Source organism: Leptospira ainazelensis, from assembly GCF_016918785.1.
Classification (GTDB): Bacteria; Spirochaetota; Leptospiria; order Leptospirales; family Leptospiraceae; genus Leptospira; species Leptospira ainazelensis.
Genome location: NZ_JAFFPT010000079.1, coordinates 385,874 through 405,273, shown reverse-complemented (window position 1 = coordinate 405,273; position 19,400 = coordinate 385,874). Strand labels below are relative to the sequence as shown.

The window sequence follows — 19,400 nt, the reverse complement described above, 5'->3', positions numbered from 1 at the left end:
ATATTTCTATTTGTGTAAGCAATCCCAAAACGACAAGTATTTTTGTTAAGAATTACCGAATCATATCATCGTCGCCCTGGAAAATATTGGTTTTCTGCTTCTTTTTTACTTTTGTCTGACTGGAAGGCGGCGTAGGATCCGGCTCGGGAGTATTACCCGCTCCTCGGTGGTCGTCACAGACTTCTTTGGGAACCGTATCTTTCGTAAAGTATTCTTCTTCGGTTTGATTGCAATGAGAACCCGGAAGTTTCCCGGAGATCGAACAAATTTGTTTTCGAACTACTCCCGTTTCCCCAAAATGTAATCCCTTGGATTTTTCTTTCGAGAGTGCGTTGGACATAAATCTTCCCCAGATCGGAGCCGCGACGACCCCGCCGGACATTCCTTTGCCCATCGAAAGAGTTCCGGTATCGTATCCGATCCAAACTACGCTCACGAGTTCACCCGTGTAACCCGCAAACCATGCGTCCCGAAAGTTATTCGTCGTTCCCGTTTTTCCCGCCGCAGGACGAGAAAGTCCGTAAGAAGAAGCTCCGGTTCCCGTTCCTTTTTTGATCACGTCTTCCATCATCGATGTGAGGATAAAACAAACCTCGGGAGAAAGAATCTGTTTTCTTTCGACCTTACTCGCTTCTTCTCTAAAATCTCGGATGATCGTTCCCGATCCGTCTTCCACATACAGAACGCTCAAAGGAAATACTTGTTTTCCTCCGGAAGCGAGGACCGCGTAAGACTTCGCCAACTCATAAGGAGAAACTTCGAACGTTCCTAAAGAGATCGAATAGTTTCTCGGTATGGATCTGTTTTCGATCTGAAGAATTTTTTCCAAAAACGGCATCAGATTGCTGATACCCGTGTGTTCCAAAACCCGAACAGCTACGCTGTTTCGGGAAAGTTCCAATGCTTCTCGGAGTCTTATAAATCCTGAATATTCTCCCGTGTAATTGGAAGGATTCCATTCATCACCGTCTTCTAATACGTATTGGAGCGGAGAATCGGAAAAGAGAGAAGCCGCCGTCACATTCTTCTTTGGATCCGGATGTTGGTTGTAGTATTCCATCGCCGCTGCGTAGACAAGCGGTTTGAACGCGGAGCCGGGTTGTCTGTATGCTTGAAACGCGCGGATTTGTTGGTTGTCGGATCGAAAACCGGAACCTCCGACCATCGCGGTGATATAACCCGTATCGGGTCGCATCGAAATCAAAGCTCCTTCGACAGGAAGAAGAAAGTCTTCCGTCTGTTGACTTCGATAACTCCATTCGATCGCTTCTCCTAAGGTTTCGGTTCCGCTCAAAAGATTGAGAGTGCCGAGTTCATCTCTTAAATCTTCCTGCCAAGCTCGGTTAAAGGTTCGGATCGATCTTGAAATCTTAAACTTAAATTCGGGAACGTCGTGGATCATCGCAAGGACGTCGTAAATTTCTCCGTAAGCGTCGTCGAACGCATCGATCTTTGTAAACGTTCTCTGATTGGATTGCGCCGTCTGATTTTTCAACCCCGCGTACAATGCCTTCTCCGCCTGGGTCTGGTGTTGAATGTTCAGAGTGGAATAAATCTTGAGACCGCCGCTGTAGAGCGTCGTTTTCGGAATGTATCGCGTTAGATTCTTACGAACGTATTCCGTAAAATAGGGGAAACGGTTGAGACGATCTCCAAAGGCGGAGTCGTTCGGTGATCGGTTTAGAGTTATGTAATATTCCGAAAAGGCGTCGTATTCTTTTTCGGCGGTTTTTACGTCCAAGATTCCGTTCTCCACAAACTTCTTAAAGACGACTCGAACCTTTGCGCTGGAAGAATTCGGATTTACCAAGGGTGAAAATTCAGTAGGCCTTGTGGTCAAACTCGCAAGAAGAGCCGATTCTCCCCAACTCAGATCCTTTACGTCCTTTCGAAAGTAGAATCGCGCCGCAGCTCCGACCCCGATCGTTCCGTGTCCTAAGGGGATTTCGTTGAGATAGATTTCCATCAGAGTGTCTTTGTCAAAGACGGCTTCGAGAAGAAGCGCGAGCCAGGCCTCTCTTGCCTTACGCAAAAAAGAACGTTCGGTATTTAAGAATCGAAGACGTGCGACCTGTTGTGTGATCGTCGAAGCTCCTTCCTTGATTCTTCCCGCGAGAACGTTTACCATAAAGGCGCGAAAGATTCCTCGAAGATCGAGTCCCCAGTGAGAATAAAAATTATTGTCTTCCGTGGAAACAAAACTCCGAATCAACTTGTTCGGTTTTCCGTCCTCTTCGGGTGGAAGTTCTTTGATGTTTAAAACGACTCGTGAAAAACGATAGAACTCGGCGATCGGTTCGTATTCGTTCTTATCGTTGATTCCGTAGAGAACCGAAGGTTTTTCGTATTGATTCGATTCGGGAACTCTCCAGAGATCCTTGATCGAAAAGACGAATAAGAATCCGTTGAGAAACAAAAGACCCGCGCAGAGTTTAGCGAGTTGTTTTATCGGATCGGGCGAGTTTAGAACTTTTTGAAGAATTCTATCTCGGAAGTGGATTACAAAAAAACGAGAAAGATAACTGACTGGTTCGTGTTTCATATTCGATTAAACTTCTTCTATCGGTGAAAATTCTTTCATGCTGTCGATTCCCTGAAATCGGAGTCCCGTATCCAAATTGTATCCCTGGTATTCCTTTAAAAAAGCGGTTCGGGACATTTTATTTTCCAGATAATTCCAAGCGTGGGTCAACGCATCTTTTCCGTTCTGAGCCGAACGATTGATAAGTTCAACGAAGGAATCCTCTCTTACGATCGTAGGATCGGCGGGATAATTCCACTTCTTGTGTTCTTCGTTCATGATTCTTTTGTCGATATGTTCTTTGAGGGGAAGCATAAGAACGGAAGATCTCACTTTGTGAAACGTGATCTTGTCTAGGAGTTTGAGAGCTCCCCGCATCCACTTGCTTCTGGAATCCATGACCTTGTGAAATTCCAGATAACCCAGAAAGGATTCGTTTAACAAATCTCCCGGAATGATTTTATCCTCGGAGCCGATATAATGTTTTTTGAATGCTTCCGGGAAGGTCGCCTTAAAACCTCGAAGCCAAAAATGCCAGAGCATCGGATCCATCTTCCAGTTTTTTTTATCCGACTTGAAGATCGCGTCGACGTGGTGTACAAAGTCGTATTCTTTCGGAGTCATTCCCCATCTGTAGTCGAGAAGCCAGGAATCCAAAGCATTCTCCACCCTCATATGATGATACTGAGCGAGGCTGCTGATCTTTTTGTCCTTGTTGTAAAAATCTCCGGAGATATAAAAGATATAAGGATGAGTGATGATATCGACCGCGCAGTGACAGATATAACCGAGCGTAAACGCGATGTAACGGTCTCTGTGAGTTCCTTCTTCGGTTTGGAGAATCAGATCCAAAAAGTTGAGAATCAATTCCGCGACGGAGTTATGATGACTCATGTCTCCCCAGACGGTCGCCTTCTTTGTTTTTCGGGGAGAAAGAATATGATAAAAATAAAATATATCGGGAGCGATCGCTCCGATGTTTGCAAACTTGCGGTTGGATTCCGCGCGCATGAGTCCCGCGATTTTTCTTTGTTCCGGAGTTCCGTGATCCAGATGTTTACAAACCTGGGAAAGAACTTCGAGATGAGTGATTTTGCCAGCCATAAATGAAAATGCCTTTAAAAAAACGGGACTCCAACGGAGCCTGTTCAAAAACCATTTAGAAATGCCCGTTTCACTATGCAATCAATAGAAAAATTAAAATTTTTGACTGAATCCCAAGTGCGTATCGTCGCCCAACAATTCGGAACTCCCGTTTTTGTCTATTCCAGAGAGAAAATCGAAAAAAGCTGCGACACGGCTCTTGCGTTTCCGAACGCATACGGACTGACCGTACGATATGCTATGAAGGCGAATCCGAATCGAACCATTCTTGAAATCATGAAACGAAAAGGAATTCAGATCGACGCGAGTTCGGAATACGAAGTGCAAAGAGCGCTTCACAACGGATTCAAACCGGAAGAGATTATGCTGACCTCGCAGGAGCTCGCAAAGGGAATGAAGGAACTCGTGGAGAAGGGAGTGATCTTCAACGCCTGTTCCTTAAGACAACTCGAAGCTTTCGGAAAATTATTTCCGGGAAAAGAAGTCAGCGTACGATTTAATCCGGGACTCGGTTCGGGACAGACAAAGAAGACGGACGTGGGCGGAAAGACTTCCTCCTTCGGAGTCTGGCATGAAGACTTAGAAAAAATAAAGGAGATCGCCAAAAAATACGATCTCAAAATTTTCAAAGTGCACACGCATATCGGATCGGGAAGTGATCCGGCGGTTTGGAAAGTTGTTGCCCAGGTTTCTTTGGACATCGCAGCTCAGTTTCCGGAATGTAGAATTCTCAACCTCGGAGGAGGATTTAAAGTCGGAAGAATGGAAGACGAAAAAACCACCGACTTTCAGACGATCGGAAAACCGGTAATATCGCTTTTCGAAGAATTCGCGAATAAGAACGGAACGAAACTCCACATGGAGATCGAACCCGGTTCTTTTTTGATGGTGAACAACGGAGCGATCGTGACGACGATCGACGATATCGTTTCCACCGGAGAAAACGGATACAAGTTCGTCAAGGTGGACGCGGGGATGGACGTGAACACAAGGCCTTCTCTTTATGCCGCAAAACATCCGTTAGTCGTCGTTCCTAAAGAGGGAACTCATTCCGGAAAGACCGAAGACTACGTTTTTGTGGGACACTGTTGCGAGAGCGGGGATCTTTTTACACAGGCCGAAGGCGGAGGTCCGATCACAAGGAGGACGGGAGAAGCCGCGATAGGAGATTATATCGTGATGGAAGGGGCCGGCGCTTATTGTTCGTCCATGTCCGTGAAGAATTACAATTCGTTTCCGGAGACCGCCGAAGTTTTGTTAGGACTGGACGGTTCGTTTCAACTCATAAGAAAACGTCAGAACTTAGAACAGATCTTTCAAAATGAAGTCTCTGTTTCTCTCTGAAAAAATCCACATATTGATCTTAGCCGGAGGAACCGGCACGAGAATGGGTTCCGAAATTCCGAAACAATTTTTGGAATTTCAGAATGAACCCGTTCTACTCCATTCTCTCAAACGATTTCAGGATTGGGGAAAACAAAAACAGACCGTTCTGGTTTCACACAAAGAATCGATTCCGAAAACCGAAGAGATCTGCGGTCCATTCTTGAGGGACGAAGATCGGATCGTGGAGGGCGGAGAGACAAGACATTCTTCCATGCTTCAAGGTCTTTCCGTTTTGGAAATTCAGAGCGATGATATCATTTTGGTACACGACGCCGCGAGACCTTTTGTTTTGGCAGAAGAATTGGATCGTCTCTGCGAGAGCGTTCGTGAGAATGGAATCGCGACTCTTGCCTCGAAAACCTCCGAAACCGTATTAGAAGAATCGAATGGACTTACCGCCTCGCTTTTGGACCGGGAACATATCTGGTTTATGAAAACCCCGCAGGGAGTCAAAGGTTCCGTCTTAAAGGAGCTTCTTTCCGCGCCTCTTGAATTTGTTCCCACCGATCTTTGTTCCTGGGCTTTAGGTTACGGAAAAAAATCGGCGATCGTGGAATCTCATCCTTTCAATCTCAAGATTACTCGAAAAGAGGATTTGGAGCTCGCAGAATTCTATTCTTCCTTATTTCAAAAGTTTTCTACTTAGTCTGAAAACTTTTCTCTTCGCTCGAAGAATCTTTTTTTTAGAGTCGGCTTCGTTCAAATTCAATGGTTTTAAAAGTTCTTTCGTCGAAAGAGAATTGGATTTGTCCGGAACCGCAGTCGATTGCCCGAGGAGGTTTTGTCTTTCTTCCGCGCGGATTTTTTTCTCAAAAACATTCCGTTGAGTGGAGTCGTCCGTCTTTGATAAACTTTCAAAGACGGACGATTCCACTCGAATGTAGCTTTCTTCGGCCTTGATTGGAGCCGAAGAGATTCGATTTTATTTTTTCGGAATCGGAAGATCATAAACGGCTTCCGCACCTTGTAGTTTTGCACGGGACGCTTGCAGGATTAGTTTTCCCGAAGACGGAATTTTGGAAGAGGGACAAAAGAAATGATCGGGATGAGTCTGACATTCCAACTTTTGTTCCTTGTTTCCCACCACGAGTTTTGCCTGAAGCGAACTGTCTTTTGTGATCGGGTTTTTTAAACTCACATCCAAGAGAAGAATTTTAAAACCTTCCTTTAAAACGATGAGTTCTGTGTGAAAGGATCCCGGCATACGAATGGCTCCTCCGTTTGGTCCCGGATGGTCGTCCCCGTGAGCAAGCAACATTCCCGAAGAGAGAAAGAATGCGAGGACCGCAATTCCTACTTTGATAGAAGTTGTTTTTTGTTTTGTGAACATGTTTGTTTTCCTCCTTATAAAATTTGTTTTGTTCCGAGAACGGGATAGCCGCTTTCTTCTATAAGACGGATCAGTTCCTGTTCCGGGCGATTACTTTTTACCTGAACCGTTTGTTCGGGAATTTTTACGTCAACGGAAACCGACGGATCTACGGTCCGAATCGCTTTTGAGATGATAGAAGCGCAACTAACGCAGGTCATTCCTTCCACTTGAAATTCTAACATTTGAATTCTCCTTAGATTCTTTTTTGGAATCATTAAGGACCAGGTTAAACCTTCCCCTGATGGGAAGGTCAAGGGCCGATTTAACTTTTTTTTCGGGAGAATCGTTTTTTTTTGATCTTCTCATCTTGACCTTCCCACAAGAGGAACCTTTAGAATTTTTCTCGAAGTTAAACGAGGAGATATTATGAGTTTTAAGATTCACTTTCCGGATCTGAATCGTAGCGTTGATGTTAAGGAAATGGAGACGGTTTTGGATTCTTCATTGAATGCGGGAATCGATCTTGCTTATTCTTGTAGATTCGGTCGTTGTGGGGTTTGTAAAATTCTTTTGTTAGGCGGAAAGGTGGAACATCTTTCTCACGGAAAATTCTCTCTGACGGAAGAAGAGAAACAAGAGGGTTATATTTTGGCTTGCAGATCCGTTCCTCTGAGCGATCTTATTCTTCCTTGGATGGAAAAAAAGGTCTAAGAAATAAATCGCAAGAAGTCGGTTATGAATATCGGTGAAGTTTCCAAAAAGTCCGGAGTTACGGCCAAACAAATTCGACACTACGAAACGATCGGTCTGATTCCGAAAGCGAGAAGAGGAGAATCGGGTTATAGAATGTATTCTTCCGACGACGTTCACATCCTTCAGTTTGTGAAAAGGGCCCGAAGTATGGGGTTTGCCTTAAAAGAGATCAAGAAGCTGGTCGGTCTTTGGAGAAATCAGAGTAGGGCGAGCTCCGATGTGAAGGTTCTGGCGCTTTCTCATTTAAGAACTCTGGAGACAAAAATTTCGGAGATGCAGGAAATGGCGGAAACCCTCAAGGATTTAGCGGCCCATTGTCAGGGAGATCATCGACCTCATTGTCCGATTCTAAAATCGCTTTCAAATGAAAAAGCCTGAGGTATTTTTTTTTTTTGAAAATTTGAAATTTCTTTCCTTCTGCGCTCGGAGGCTTTTATTCCAAAGACAAGTCTCGGAAGAATTGTTTCTTTCGGCTTGACTCCGATCGAAACTCACAAAAATTGGAATTCTCACCGCGAGTATGGTGGAATTGGTAGACACGCCAGATTTAGGTTCTGGTGCAGTAATGTGTGGGGGTTCGAGTCCCTCTACTCGCAAAGCTTTCTTTTTTAAATTCCATACAATCCCATTTGAGAAAGCTTTCTGGACTCGAAGCGAGCTTTGTTAAACCGTTTTGAGCTTTCGTAAAAAGCGAAAAACGGTTCCGAGGGACAGGAAGTGCCGAGGCCAAAGCGAGACGCCGTGGAGCCGAATTCGCCAGGATGGCGAATTGCGTAACGGCGAGTCCCTCTACTCGCAAAGCTTTCTTTTTTAAATTCCAAACAATCCCATTTGAGAAAGCTTCTGGACTCGAAGCGAGCTTTGTTAAACCGTTTTGAGCTTTCGTAAAAGGCGAAAAACGGTTCCGAGGGACAGGAAGTGCCGAGGCCAAAGCGAGACGCCGTGGAGCCGAATTCGCCAGGATGGCGAATTGCGTAACGGCGAGTCCCTCTACTCGCAAAGCTTTCTTTTTTAAATCAAAATCAGCGAATCTTAGAAAATTCCGGACTGGAACGAGAGTTCTTCTTTGAATTCTAAAAAAGTAGGAACTCCTTTGTTTCTCCGAGGCATTTCTTTGAGAGTTCAATCAATGTGGGATCTCCCTCTTTTTAGAACCTTTCCGGTAAAACCATCCTCGGAGCGTTCGAGTCCCTCTACTCGCAAAGTCTTCTTTTGATACTTGAAAAGTAGGAACTCCCTCGAATCCGCTTTACTTTTCGAGCTTCCCTCTAAATCCTGATTCTACTTTATTGAAAAGACGAAAGAGGATCGGAGATATTTTTCCAGCTTTGGAAAGAATTCCTCTCTCGAAACAAAACGATTTCTTAAGACACGATGCTCTTTAACTCAATTCATTTTCTTCTCTTTTATCCGGCCGTGGCGGTCTCTTACTTTCTCCTTCCGTTTCGATTTCGATGGATACTCCTTCTTCTCGCAAGTTGTTATTTTTACATGGCCTTTATACCGGCCTATATACTCATCCTTGCTTTTACGATCGTCTTGGATTATTATCTCGCGATCTGGATCGAAAACGCATCCGGGTCGAAAAGAAAAACCTTTCTTATACTGAGCCTTTCGTCGAACATCGGGATTCTTATTTTTTTCAAATACTTCAACTTCCTCCTGGATAATACGGGAATTCTTTATAAATTTCTTTTTTCCTCGGAGATGCCGATTTCAGCGCTTGAGATCATTCTTCCGATCGGTTTGTCCTTTCATACGTTTCAATCCATGGGATATATCGTGGAAGTCTATCAAGGAAAGATCAAAGCCGAAAGACATCTAGGCTACTATTGGGTGTATGTGATGTTTTTTCCACAGTTGGTTGCGGGACCGATCGAGAGGGCACATCATTTGATGACTCAGTTTCATCAGGAACACAAACTTCTTTTTCAGAATGTGGAAAACGGACTGAAATACATAGTTTACGGTTTCTTTATGAAGCTTTTTATAGCGGATCGTCTTTCGGTTTTTGTAGACGCGATGTACAACCAGCCTTCGGAAAAATCCGGAGCCGATCTATTGGTCGCGACTTATTTTTTTGCGTTTCAGATTTACTGCGACTTCGCGGGATATTCGAACATCGCGATCGGAGGCGCAAAAATTCTCGGGATCGATTTGATGAAGAATTTTGATCGTCCTTATTTTTCCTCCAGCGTTTCCGAGTTCTGGGGACGCTGGCATATTTCCCTTTCTTCCTGGTTTCGGGATTACGTTTATATTCCGTTAGGCGGGAATCGAGTATCTACGTTTCGACATATTAGCAATCTCTTAATCGTTTTCGCTCTCTCCGGAATCTGGCACGGCGCTAATTGGACCTTCGTCATCTGGGGACTTTTGAACGGAATTTATCTCACCCTGGAAGTTCTCTTTCGAAGAGTTTTTATGAACGGAAAAATGAAACACAATTGGATTCGAATCTTCGGAGTTCTTTTTACGTTTCACTGTGTTCTTTTGAGTTGGGTCTATTTCCGCGCGAGTTCCGTCGGGGTCGCTCATCAGATTCTCGCGAGAATCTTCGATTTTTCAAACGGAGAATCTTTGGATCTTATCGTGGAATTTCAAAAAAAGGCCGGAGTTTTTGCTCTCTTTCTCTTTCTTATTTTGGAAGGAATTTTTCCTCTCTGGGAGAAGGCGAAGGAAGGTTGGAAAAAATACGCGGATTGGGCCGTCGCCGGTTTGTTTGTAGTTTTGATCTTTACGGGAGGAGTGTTCTATGGATCCAGTTTCATCTACTTCCAGTTCTAAAGTTCTGCGTTCAGCGGGATTGTTTATCGCACTTCTTTTTTCAGTTCTTGTATTCGATAGGATTTCCTATTCACTCTTCTTTCCACAATACGATAAGATGTTTTCGATGGTTAAGAATTTCAAACCTTCGAATGTCTTAATCGTAGGTTCGAGTCATATCCTCTGGGATTTGGATCCTTCTCTTTTGACGAAAGAATTCGGAAAGACGGTCACACTCTTGAACATCCCGGGAGCCAACCTGACGCTTCGAAAAGAAATCGTCCGGGAATATTTAAGGAAGAATCAAAATCAAAAACCTTCTCTTCTAGTATTGGAGACTGATAAGTTCGTCTTTCACAAAGGACGGTATCCGGATTCAGCATATAAGTCCATAAAAGGTTATTATCACAAGAGAATGTTCATAAACTTCTTAGATCAAAAAGTTTCGGAAGAATCTTTTTTGGAATATTGGATGTTTCGGATCTCTCAGTCCTATTCTCTCAATTCCTTTTCTCATTTTATCTTTTCAAAACTCTACGATAAATATCTTTCTTCGATTTTTGTTTGGAAATTGAACGCGAGCGAAAAGGAAAACGAAGAAAGAATCCGGAACTGGAAAAAACAATACGAGAATCTTTCTCCTCAAATCGAAAACGATCTCGTTCAAGAACTTTATGAAATTCTAAAATTCGCTCGTGAAAACGGGATGAAGGTCGTTCTTCTGGAAACTCCGAATTACTTTTTTTCGGAAGAAGAAAACGGCCGATACGACCTCGTTCGGAAAGAACTTTCCAGGATAGCGGAAGTTTCGGATTCCATCTATCTTCGTCTAAATCCGGGGTCCTTTGAGACAAAGTCGGAATTCTTCTTTGACGCTTCTCATCTCAATCTTTTGGGAAAGGCCGTTTACACCGACGCTTTTCAAAAAGAACTCAAAAAAAGATCTCTTTTCTAAATTAGAATTTTGCCTTTCGAGTTTTCCCCGCTGCAAGGAACATATCCTTACTCGATAAGTGGACTGAATCTTTAAACGAATCTGTCGTAAGACCGACAGTCCTCCGTAAAACGAAAGCCCCGCCCGATTTTCGCATAACCTTACCCACAAAGTTGTTTGAATCGTAAGAAAAATCTGTCGGAACAACGACGGTCCTCCGTAAAACGAAAGCCCCGCCCTGAAATTTTGGGTGGAGGGGCGGGAGGCGGAAAACTCCGGGAGATTTTCCTATATCACAGAATTATAATTTTGCAAGGAAAATTCTCTCTCAGAGCTTTTGTAGGAACTCCTACAAGAAATCTGACGGGGGATCCTTCTTCATTCTAAATAGCTTTCCAACTTGTGGGTAAGGTTAGAGCAAGGAAGGGGACGCCGTAGTTGTTTCGACGAAGCGGCAATACTTAAAAAAAAATTAAAAACGGACCTAAGGCCGTTTCGGTTTGGATCCGCAGGTCATTTCGTAAGCGGAATTTAGAAAGTAGATTTGTCTGGTTTTGAGAGACAATTCGATCCGGAACCGAGAAAGATTTTTTGGAAAAAACTTATTTCGTCTACGCGTGAAGTTCGCCGACGGGGCTTCCGATTTCTAACTTTCCGATAAGTTTGGTTTCTCTATCCACAAAGGCTTCGATAAAAGGATTGAGATCCTTGATTTTACTGGATAAATCATAACCCGCTTCCATCGTTTCCACCAAGGAAGTCGCGCCCACCATGGAGGCTGCAACTTTGATCGGAGCCATCACAAGTTTAATCATCGGAAGTTTGGAAAGGGAAAAGAAAAAACGAAGAGTATTGCCGACCATCTGAATCTGTTGTTTTCTTTCTTCAAAACGATCGGCTTCACCCATGGCGGCGTAGAGATTATCTCTGGAAATCACGCCGTCTTCCATCAAATTGTTTTCGATCACTACTTGAGCGGTATCGTAATCGAGAGAGTCCGTTAGACGATTTAGAAGAATGATCTGATGAATGTTGTCGGTCATGGATTTCCCCGCGACCGTTTTCAACTTTTCGTAGAGGCTTTCTAAGGCGTTGTCTCTTTCTTCCTTATTGGAAGGAGAATACAAATTGTATTCGAAAAAATTCGGAATCCCATCGTATCCTTTTATGATCAGAAGATCGGAATACGTTGTGCGAAGCCTCTCTATTGTCGCGCGTACAACTGCTTTGCGCGTTAGCTCTAACACCTTTGGATCCATTCGAAACTTAGAAACTGATTTCGTAGGCTATATAGAGAAGGTCAATATAAAAATCAATCCTTGACTATGATGGCTCCCGATCTCAATTTTGCAGGCAGCATTTTTGAAAGGCCTTCTGCTTCTTTTTTAGACGATGCGGAGCCAAATCGTACCGTATAATATCCGTTTCTTGATCTTTTGACGGTTGCTTTCGAATTTTTATCCTTTCCTGAGATCGATTTTTTTAATTCGTCCGCTTTTTCTTTGTCTTTAAATGCCGCGACTTGAAGAGTAAAGCCGTTTGATTCTTCTTCGGAGGAAGATCTGGAAATTCTTTTCGATTTTTTTTCTTCGTTCTTCTTTACTTTTTTCGATTCTTTGGAACCTTCCGGTTCCTTCACGGATAACGTTTCCGGAGTGGATTTGTTTTCTTTTTCAACGGAAGCGGAAGGATTCGTTCCGGATTTTTTAAACTCAACAACTTCAGTCGCGGGAGGAATATTCTTAAACGTTACGGAATCTTGATTTTTAGAATTCGAAGGAGAATTTGTCGTCGCAGGCGGAATTTCCGTCGAGACAGCCGCGTTGTTTCCCTCCGTCGGAATTTGACCCGGCTCGGAGAATGGAATTCCACTTTGTATTTCTTGATTTTTGATGTCGTTTAACGTTAGGGCTTCTTCTCCCGAATTTCCTCCGCGTTTTTTTCCCACGGAAACTCCTAAGAAAAAAAACGAAAACAAAAGTCCGAGTAAGAATAAAGAGAGAATTAGAATTCTCTTATTGTCCAGATTGATCACATAAAATATTTTTTCTTTCATAACATTCTTCCTAACAGAGTGGTGTAGAGATTTTTACATTCTTCTCTGAGTGTTTCCAAATTCCCTCTGTTCTTAATTGTATAATCGGCTCTTTTTAGCTTTTCCGAAAGAGGAAGTTGGTTTGCAATTCTCGCCAAAACGTCCTCTTTTGCGACCCCGTCTCTGGTAATCGTTCTCAAGATCGATTCTTCCGGGTCCGAATCGACGGCGACCGTCGCGTCGCAGAGAGTGTATGCGTCCGTTTCAAAGAGAAGGGGAACTTCCCAGATCACGAGTTTTCCCGAGGCTTCGGTTTCCAAGATCTTCAAGAAGTCTTGTCTGACTCTTGGATGAATCAGTCGATTGAGTCCTTCTAATTTTTTCGGATCTCGGAAGACCAAGTCGGCAATTTTTTTCCGATCCGGGTTTCCTTCCGAATCTAAAATCTCCGATCCTAAGAGGTCCACCAACTCCGGAAGTATGGGAGAGTCCGGCGCGGTATAACGTTTGGCGAGTGGGTCGGCTTGGATCGCAAAGGCGCCCAGCTCGGCCAAAATTTTTGTCGCGGTGCTCTTTCCACCCCCGATCATTCCGGTGATTCCGACCAAAAAGGCCTTTTTTCCGGAACTCGAATTCTGCATCCGTTGATCTTGGTCTTAAGCCTCAAAAAGTACAAGCAAAAAAGAAATTTCCGTGGTTCCCCTTCGGACGGACTTGAAGCCTCTTGCAACTATTTTTTAGAATGGGATTTGTTTGTCGGAACAAGAATTCAGCCGGGGGAAACGACGAGTTGCCTTTGTAGCATTTTTATTAGGATCGGAAGGGATTTTTTTGAAGAATCGAGATGGATCTTTTAGTTCTAAAATGCGGGAACTCCCGCGAAAAAAGCCGTTTTGAAAAAGTAGGAACTCACACTTTTCGGATTCACCGATTTTCATATACGGACTTTGGAACTTGCCTTTTCCGATTTATACGACAAAGGAAAAATGCACCATTAAATCCTATAAAAAGTAGGAACTCACACTTTTCAGAGCTCTCCGAGTTCATTTTGCAGAAAACAAGCAACCGAGGATGATTCGATCCAACAAAAAATACGGATTTTCACACCAGCGGCAATGGGCTTCATTGTGCAGAAAATCCCATTCTACGACGAAAATGCAGGAATGCAAAAGGCACACAAAAAACCGAAGGGGATCCCGAAGGTAAAAAGAAGTAAAGGTTTCGGTTAGGGGCTGAAAAGTCGAATCGCCTCGGAAAAGTTGGATGCAGTCCGAAGTAAGGATTTTAGCCGGGTAAGTTCTAACATTTTTTCGATTTCAGGAGTAAGAGAATAAAGAATGATTCCTGCGTTCGGCATCTTGTTGAGTCGTGAGTGCGTCGCGATAAATGTCGCTATTCCGGAAGAGTCCATAACTCTTACTCCCGACAGGTCTATAAGAAGAATGTAAACTTCATTGTCGATGGATTCGTTAAAAGATTCTTTTAACTTCTTAGCCGAAAAAATATTGATATCTCCCTGAATTTGAAAAATAGCCGCCGGTCCCGGGAGAGTTCCTCCGGAAGATATTTGTTCAATCGTAAGTTTCATATCGTTGGTTTTATAACTGATAGAGTCTGTTTTGGCATCCATTTCTTTATTCTCCGAACCCATCTTTACTAAGGTTCAAATCCTGATATTTTAATTCAATTAAAAATGGAAGGAAATTTTTAATTGATAAGCATTCAAAACAAAACACGAACGCGGATTCGAAATGCCGAGAAGGGGACCATCGAAAGCGCTTGGATGCTCCGAGGTAAAAAATAAAAAGAATGCGGTGTTAAATTATAAATCAACACGATCTCTTTTTTTAGCACGCATGGAATTGAGAGGAAAGATTGTTCATCCGTGATAAATCCGAAATGAAATTCCAAAAAAAACAATCTTACCCGAAAGTAATTATAAATATCCGAAAGGATTAAAACTTTCATAAAATAAATTATTGAATGTTTGCTGATCTCGATTTGACGTTTGTTCTTAAAAAAACGTCGTTCACTCCTATAGCGTTACAGCTTAATTCTTTTAAGTGAAAAATAAACGCGGATATTTTGTTGGTCATTTGAAAGTTATAAGAATTTAAAAGGTTAAACATTAAGATGCAAACAATTTTATTAAACGAATACCCTTTTAAAGAAAGGGATCGAAATTATAAAAAAGAAAAAGTTCAATTTTGGAAGTTGAGATAATGGCGGATGTAATCCATTGGTTATTACGGGAAGAATTACTGATCGCTATTTCGAGATTCGGAGTTTTTTTTGCTTTGATCCTCGGGCTTGACCGATTGTTGCGAGCCAGACGTCAGATCGATTATTTTTTATCGGCCCTTCTGATTCTTACGGCGATTTTTCAATACTTGGACGAAACCACGATTAACTCAGTTTCATACGATTGGATGAAACGTTTTTTATTTCAGATCGATTTGATTTCGCTTTCCACTGCGGGTGTATTCGTGTATCTGAATTCGATTCTTGTTTTCTCTAAGTATGCGAAACTTCCTTCAAAGTATTATTGGAACCTAGTTCCACCTCTTGTATTATCGATTCCGATTGCAAGTTTATACGATCAACAGAGTCGATTTGAATTCGGGATGTTCCTCTATCTAACGGATTTATTTGTGTTGGTTTATATAGGAGGCGCCGTCTATCGTATGTTCACGAATCGAGTTTTCGATTTCAGTACTCTTAGGTCGAAAGTTCTGGGTGGATCCGTGGTGTTGCTTTCTTTTGGAGCGCTTACGGAGATTGTGGGCATCATCTTGGATAAAAAAGTTCTCGTGCATCTTTCGGGAGCGATCACGACGGTGGAAGTCGTATTTTTTTATTTTCTTAGCGTTTACTTTCGAAACTTTTTAGGAGAAAAGGTCACCGCAGAAATACAAAAGAATTCCTCGAAAAAATCTCTCTTAGGGGACATCGACATAGACGCCTTAGAGAAACAGTTGAGTTATCTCATACAAGAAGAGCGCATTTATTTGGACGAAGATATTCGACTTCCAAACGTTGCGGAGGAGCTTGGAGTTTCGGTTCATCAGCTTTCCTCTTATCTAAACGATCATAAAGGAATCAACTTTAACAACTATATCAATCGATTTCGGGTCCGGGAAGCGAAGGAAATTTTGATCAACGATCCAAGTCGACCGGTGATTTCGGTCGGAAACGCGGTCGGGTTTAATTCGAATTCGGTATTTCACAGGGCCTTTTTACGGGAAACCGGAATGTCTCCAAAAAAATTCAGAGAGGCGCAACTATTCGACAAACGTTCCTTTACTCTAAACTGAAACTGGATTCAGGAGGATTTTCAAAGGATAAGAATGAAAGTGGAACTTTTGTCTGCTTCCGAATTTTTTTATCGGGCGGAGGTTTTGAAAAGGAGCCGTTCCTCTTGTCCCATTTCATCCGCAGCGCATTTGGATCTTCGTTGTAGTTTGATGAGATACGGACGGTCGATTTTGGAGAATCGTGAGCAGGAGATTTCTTCAGAGCGGTAAGACATTTGAAATGCCCTAAAACGCTGGCGTTTTAGGGCACGGTCCTCTGGATAATTCAATATTCTTCGATATTAGTATATAAGAATATTAAAATATAGCAATCATCAAAATGGATTCGAAAAAGGAACGTATTTAAGAATCCGAAAGGATGGGAATTAGACCGCGTTGCTCGTTTTCATTCCCGTGAATTTTCCTTGCCCCAAAAGTTCAACGTTTTTGTGAAACTTTTCCCTCTCTCCGGGAAGCGCCGACTTCGCGACCAATTCCAGACCGAGAATCAGATTGCCGGAAGAATCGTAAGATATCCAACGTACCGCGCCGAAAACCTTAAAATACCCCTGCATTCTGATATAGATATCAAATACAAAACCCGTATGTTTGGGAAGAGTTTGAATCAAATGAGAATTTGTGATTTTGACACAAACTCCGTTGTTGGAAATATCGATGATCGGAAATTTTTCGGTGGTCATCACTGTATTCGATTCTTTGATTCTTGCGACCATTTCTTTTGCGAGTTCGGATACTTGGTGAATGGTTTCTTTTGTGAGATTTTTTTCTTTATTTCGAATCCAAATATAACCGAGAGGAATGGATTGCCTGGAGTGATTGACGTAAATGATCGGAAAAATGATTTCGGAAAGAATTTTCTCATCCTTGTATTTGCGGATCAGAGTCGAGATTTCTTGGTTGATCTGATCTTCCACGTCGATTTGATTTTCATTTTTGGATGTGTAAGAAGATTCGTCCGAAGTGTTTTCGATATGAATGTATTTTTTTGTCCTTTTTACTAAGTCGAATTTTTCATCCAGATCCGCCTTGAAGACGTCGATCTCGACGATTCCGAAATCATAAGTTTTTAATTTCGTTTTATAGTCTTCAAAGCTCACCTTGACCAAAGTCGGGATGTTAAAAAGGGAGGCGTCGATCACCGTCTTGGAAGAATTGATATTGGTGATATGAGCGGAGTCTTCGGCGACAGGATATCTCGGAAACGCGCGGTTGGATTTTGCGATGGAGATTTGACTCACCGAAAGTTCGGCCGTTCTTTCGTTGATGCTCTGCTGAAAAAAACATTCGAGTTGCACATACTTCGCAAGAATTCTATAGAGAATCAATTCGTTCTTAGAAGTGAGATCGATGTCTCCTTGCAGCTCGACGATCAATTTCTCTCCCTCGGGAATGAATTGTTTGATGGTTAGACTGGAACCTTCTTCATCGCCTTTTATAATTAAGGACTGATTTAATAAATGTTTTTCAATAATATGCTTTCTCTGGTCCGGAGAATGGAGCACATCCAATTCTCTATTTTTCGATTTGATTCCGTTCATTGATTCCAACATTTGACTCTTACTCTCTTTCGAAATATAGCAGCTTAAAATTGAACGAAGGGACAGATTAGTAAATATAAAATTTCCTGAACGAGTTTCTGAATTATAGATCCGATATTTTGACACAATGAAAATTATCATTTTATCGATGAAATGGAAGGACGGTAGTATCGTTTGTAGCTTTCCGGTCGAAGGTTGGGCAAAAATAAAGTTTTTTAAAGTTGATCGTTCTGTTTCGGACAACGTCCGTCGGAGGAGCATAACCTTACCACAGATGGACTGAATCTTTCAAAGAATTTGTCGTAACAACGACAGTCCTCCGTAAAACGCGCGCCCCACCCTCGTTGGGTTGGAGGAGGCGGGTTGGCGGGAAGAATCGGGCGACTTTTCTCTATCAGAAAACTCGACTTTTTGCAAGTAAAAAGTTCCCCCACCCAATGTAGGAACTCCTACAAAAATTCTTATTTGGATCTTGTTTATTCCAGATAGTTTTTAAACTTGTGAGTAAAGTTCTGGTCGGAGGAGCGAAAATGTTTGTTCTAATCAATCGGAATCCCGGAATTCTTCTTCTACACGATTTGTTTGAGAATGGAAATGGAAGCTGGTCTCAAAATCCGAAAGGAAATTTTGCGGGAGCTCCTACAAGAGCTCTCCTTGGTTTTTCGCGAAATCGGTTCTCGCAGATCCGAAACGGAGGAGTTCCCACACTTTTAGATTTTCAACAAGTTCTGGATCATTTCTTAAGGGATTTTCCAAAAGGAATTGGAACATAAATCAGATTTCTCCGTTGAGAAAATTTTGTAATGAATTCGAACTTAGATTCTTAGAATTTGAAAAAGGAATTTCCCGACTTCCTATTTGGTCGGTGAGATTAGGGCTTCTCCGAAATGTTAGAAGAAGCCGTTTACAAAACTCAGTCGGCTCGTAATAAAATCTGTGGAGTTCCCGCAGATTTCTTCCCTGAAACGGTTTAAGAACTTTTTCACAGACTTATCTCTGTTCGATTTCGATGGGAGTTCCTACTTTTTGAGAATTTGCGAAAAACTTCTTTGTCAACTTTTCCGAAATTCTCGCGCGAATCGACTTCAAGTCCGTCTGAAAGTATTTTTCGACAAAGTCTTTTTTCTCGGCGCATACGTTGAATCGATTTTAGGAGGAGAAACCGTGGAAATCGCTCCTCTCGCTTGGTACTTTAAAAAAAGAAAACCGTTTATTCCATCAAATCGGAAGACAATAGACGGACCTTATATTTGGAAGCCATCTTTTGGAGTTGTTTATCTTCAATGGAATGGATGTTTTTTCCTCTGTGGTAGTTTTCCACCGTCAGAACAAAAACCGTATAATTCCATTCGGAAGCCATTTTGAAGTAGGGTTCCATCTCCCAAAAAAGTGTAAACGTATTGTCTAAAAAAATCTTCGGAGATTTTGCTTCCATCGCCTTTCTGGTTCTTTCTTCGCAACTCTTGTAGGCAAGATGATTTTCCGTGTACTGAAATTTGTATTCTTTCGTTTCCGGATTTGTAAAGTAATCGTCTACGGAAAAGACGGGATACTTTCCGTTTTCCGATAAAACTTTTGCCAAAGCGCTTTTTCCTGCGCCGGGAAGGCCTCGGATGAGAAGGAGCGAAGATTCTAAGTTCATAGTATTTGAAAAAAGGAGTTCCTACTTTTCAAAGGATCTTTCGGTCGGATACGGTACAAAAGATTCTTTCGGAACGATTCTTATCTTTCTTAAAA

The 19,400-nt window shown here is 42.4% G+C and carries 18 protein-coding genes and 1 tRNA gene; 9 read left to right on the top strand and 10 right to left on the bottom strand.

Annotation, left to right across the window (positions count from 1 at the left end; genetic code table 11):
- Window positions 1-52: 52 nt before the first annotated feature.
- Together JWG44_RS20685 and JWG44_RS20680 are read right to left on the bottom strand one after the other, a co-directional pair.
- Window positions 53-2,542, bottom strand: coding sequence for a penicillin-binding protein 1A (locus JWG44_RS20685; protein ID WP_205276944.1), 2,490 nt, complete (start codon window positions 2,540-2,542; stop codon window positions 53-55).
- Window positions 2,543-2,548: 6 nt separating this feature from the next.
- Entirely contained in the window at window positions 2,549-3,625 is a 1,077-nt protein-coding gene (locus JWG44_RS20680) for a zinc dependent phospholipase C family protein (protein ID WP_205276943.1), read from the bottom strand.
- A 75-nt stretch (window positions 3,626-3,700) separates the two neighbouring features.
- Between JWG44_RS20680 and JWG44_RS20675 the strand changes: the two genes are divergently transcribed.
- Window positions 3,701-4,969, top strand: a complete 1,269-nt coding sequence (locus JWG44_RS20675; RefSeq protein ID WP_205276942.1) for a diaminopimelate decarboxylase — start codon at window positions 3,701-3,703, stop codon at window positions 4,967-4,969.
- A complete protein-coding gene (locus JWG44_RS20670; protein WP_205276941.1) occupies window positions 4,947-5,657 on the top strand; it encodes an IspD/TarI family cytidylyltransferase in 711 nt (236 codons plus the stop codon). The genes JWG44_RS20675 and JWG44_RS20670 overlap by 23 nt, the downstream gene beginning before the upstream one ends.
- 276 nt (window positions 5,658-5,933) lie before the next feature.
- On the opposite strand, the gene JWG44_RS20665 is transcribed toward JWG44_RS20670, so the two are convergent.
- Together JWG44_RS20665 and JWG44_RS20660 are read right to left on the bottom strand one after the other, a co-directional pair.
- Window positions 5,934-6,341, bottom strand: a complete 408-nt coding sequence (locus JWG44_RS20665) for a hypothetical protein (RefSeq protein ID WP_205276940.1) — start codon at window positions 6,339-6,341, stop codon at window positions 5,934-5,936.
- A 14-nt stretch (window positions 6,342-6,355) separates the two neighbouring features.
- On the bottom strand, window positions 6,356-6,565 hold the full coding sequence (locus JWG44_RS20660; RefSeq protein ID WP_205276939.1) for a heavy-metal-associated domain-containing protein: 210 nt from the start codon (window positions 6,563-6,565) through the stop codon (window positions 6,356-6,358).
- A 184-nt stretch (window positions 6,566-6,749) separates the two neighbouring features.
- Here JWG44_RS20660 and JWG44_RS20655 point away from each other — a divergent pair, with 184 nt between their 5' ends.
- From JWG44_RS20655 to JWG44_RS20635, 5 genes are all read left to right on the top strand, one after another.
- Window positions 6,750-7,034 carry a 2Fe-2S iron-sulfur cluster-binding protein gene (locus JWG44_RS20655; protein ID WP_205276938.1) on the top strand — a complete coding sequence of 95 codons (285 nt, stop codon included), beginning with the start codon at window positions 6,750-6,752 and terminating at the stop codon, window positions 7,032-7,034.
- A 24-nt stretch (window positions 7,035-7,058) separates the two neighbouring features.
- Window positions 7,059-7,454 carry a Cu(I)-responsive transcriptional regulator gene (gene cueR / locus JWG44_RS20650; protein WP_205276937.1) on the top strand — a complete coding sequence of 132 codons (396 nt, stop codon included), beginning with the start codon at window positions 7,059-7,061 and terminating at the stop codon, window positions 7,452-7,454.
- 136 nt (window positions 7,455-7,590) lie between these two features.
- Window positions 7,591-7,672: transfer RNA gene (locus tag JWG44_RS20645), tRNA-Leu, on the top strand.
- 778 nt (window positions 7,673-8,450) lie between these two features.
- Window positions 8,451-9,863 carry an MBOAT family O-acyltransferase gene (locus JWG44_RS20640; RefSeq protein ID WP_205276936.1) on the top strand — a complete coding sequence of 471 codons (1,413 nt, stop codon included), beginning with the start codon at window positions 8,451-8,453 and terminating at the stop codon, window positions 9,861-9,863.
- The gene (locus tag JWG44_RS20635; protein ID WP_205276935.1) at window positions 9,832-10,797 is read left to right on the top strand and encodes an SGNH/GDSL hydrolase family protein; all 966 of its coding nucleotides are present in this window, start codon (window positions 9,832-9,834) and stop codon (window positions 10,795-10,797) included. The genes JWG44_RS20640 and JWG44_RS20635 overlap by 32 nt, the downstream gene beginning before the upstream one ends.
- Before the next feature lie 590 nt (window positions 10,798-11,387).
- On the opposite strand, the gene JWG44_RS20630 is transcribed toward JWG44_RS20635, so the two are convergent.
- From JWG44_RS20630 to JWG44_RS20615, 4 genes are all read right to left on the bottom strand, one after another.
- Entirely contained in the window at window positions 11,388-12,035 is a 648-nt protein-coding gene (locus tag JWG44_RS20630; protein ID WP_205276934.1) for an FFLEELY motif protein, read from the bottom strand.
- Window positions 12,036-12,088: 53 nt separating this feature from the next.
- The gene (locus tag JWG44_RS20625; RefSeq protein ID WP_205276933.1) at window positions 12,089-12,832 is read right to left on the bottom strand and encodes an SPOR domain-containing protein; all 744 of its coding nucleotides are present in this window, start codon (window positions 12,830-12,832) and stop codon (window positions 12,089-12,091) included.
- The gene (gene coaE / locus JWG44_RS20620) at window positions 12,829-13,452 is read right to left on the bottom strand and encodes a dephospho-CoA kinase (protein WP_205276932.1); all 624 of its coding nucleotides are present in this window, start codon (window positions 13,450-13,452) and stop codon (window positions 12,829-12,831) included. Before coaE ends, JWG44_RS20625 begins: the two co-directional genes overlap by 4 nt.
- 584 nt (window positions 13,453-14,036) lie before the next feature.
- On the bottom strand, window positions 14,037-14,441 hold the full coding sequence (locus JWG44_RS20615; protein WP_205276931.1) for an STAS domain-containing protein: 405 nt from the start codon (window positions 14,439-14,441) through the stop codon (window positions 14,037-14,039).
- 592 nt (window positions 14,442-15,033) lie between these two features.
- Here JWG44_RS20615 and JWG44_RS20610 point away from each other — a divergent pair.
- Window positions 15,034-16,125, top strand: coding sequence for a helix-turn-helix transcriptional regulator (locus tag JWG44_RS20610; RefSeq protein ID WP_205276930.1), 1,092 nt, complete (start codon window positions 15,034-15,036; stop codon window positions 16,123-16,125).
- A gap of 365 nt (window positions 16,126-16,490) precedes the next feature.
- On the opposite strand, the gene JWG44_RS20605 is transcribed toward JWG44_RS20610, so the two are convergent.
- The gene (locus JWG44_RS20605) at window positions 16,491-17,663 is read right to left on the bottom strand and encodes a DUF1577 domain-containing protein (RefSeq protein WP_205276929.1); all 1,173 of its coding nucleotides are present in this window, start codon (window positions 17,661-17,663) and stop codon (window positions 16,491-16,493) included.
- Between the two features lie 530 nt (window positions 17,664-18,193).
- Between JWG44_RS20605 and JWG44_RS20600 the strand changes: the two genes are divergently transcribed.
- Complete coding sequence (locus JWG44_RS20600; protein WP_205276928.1) at window positions 18,194-18,436, top strand: hypothetical protein; 243 nt, start codon at window positions 18,194-18,196, stop codon at window positions 18,434-18,436.
- Window positions 18,437-18,873: 437 nt separating this feature from the next.
- Here the strand turns inward: JWG44_RS20600 and JWG44_RS20595 are convergent, their stop codons facing one another.
- A complete protein-coding gene (locus JWG44_RS20595) occupies window positions 18,874-19,305 on the bottom strand; it encodes an AAA family ATPase (RefSeq protein ID WP_205276927.1) in 432 nt (143 codons plus the stop codon).
- Between the last annotated feature and the right edge of the window lie 95 nt (window positions 19,306-19,400).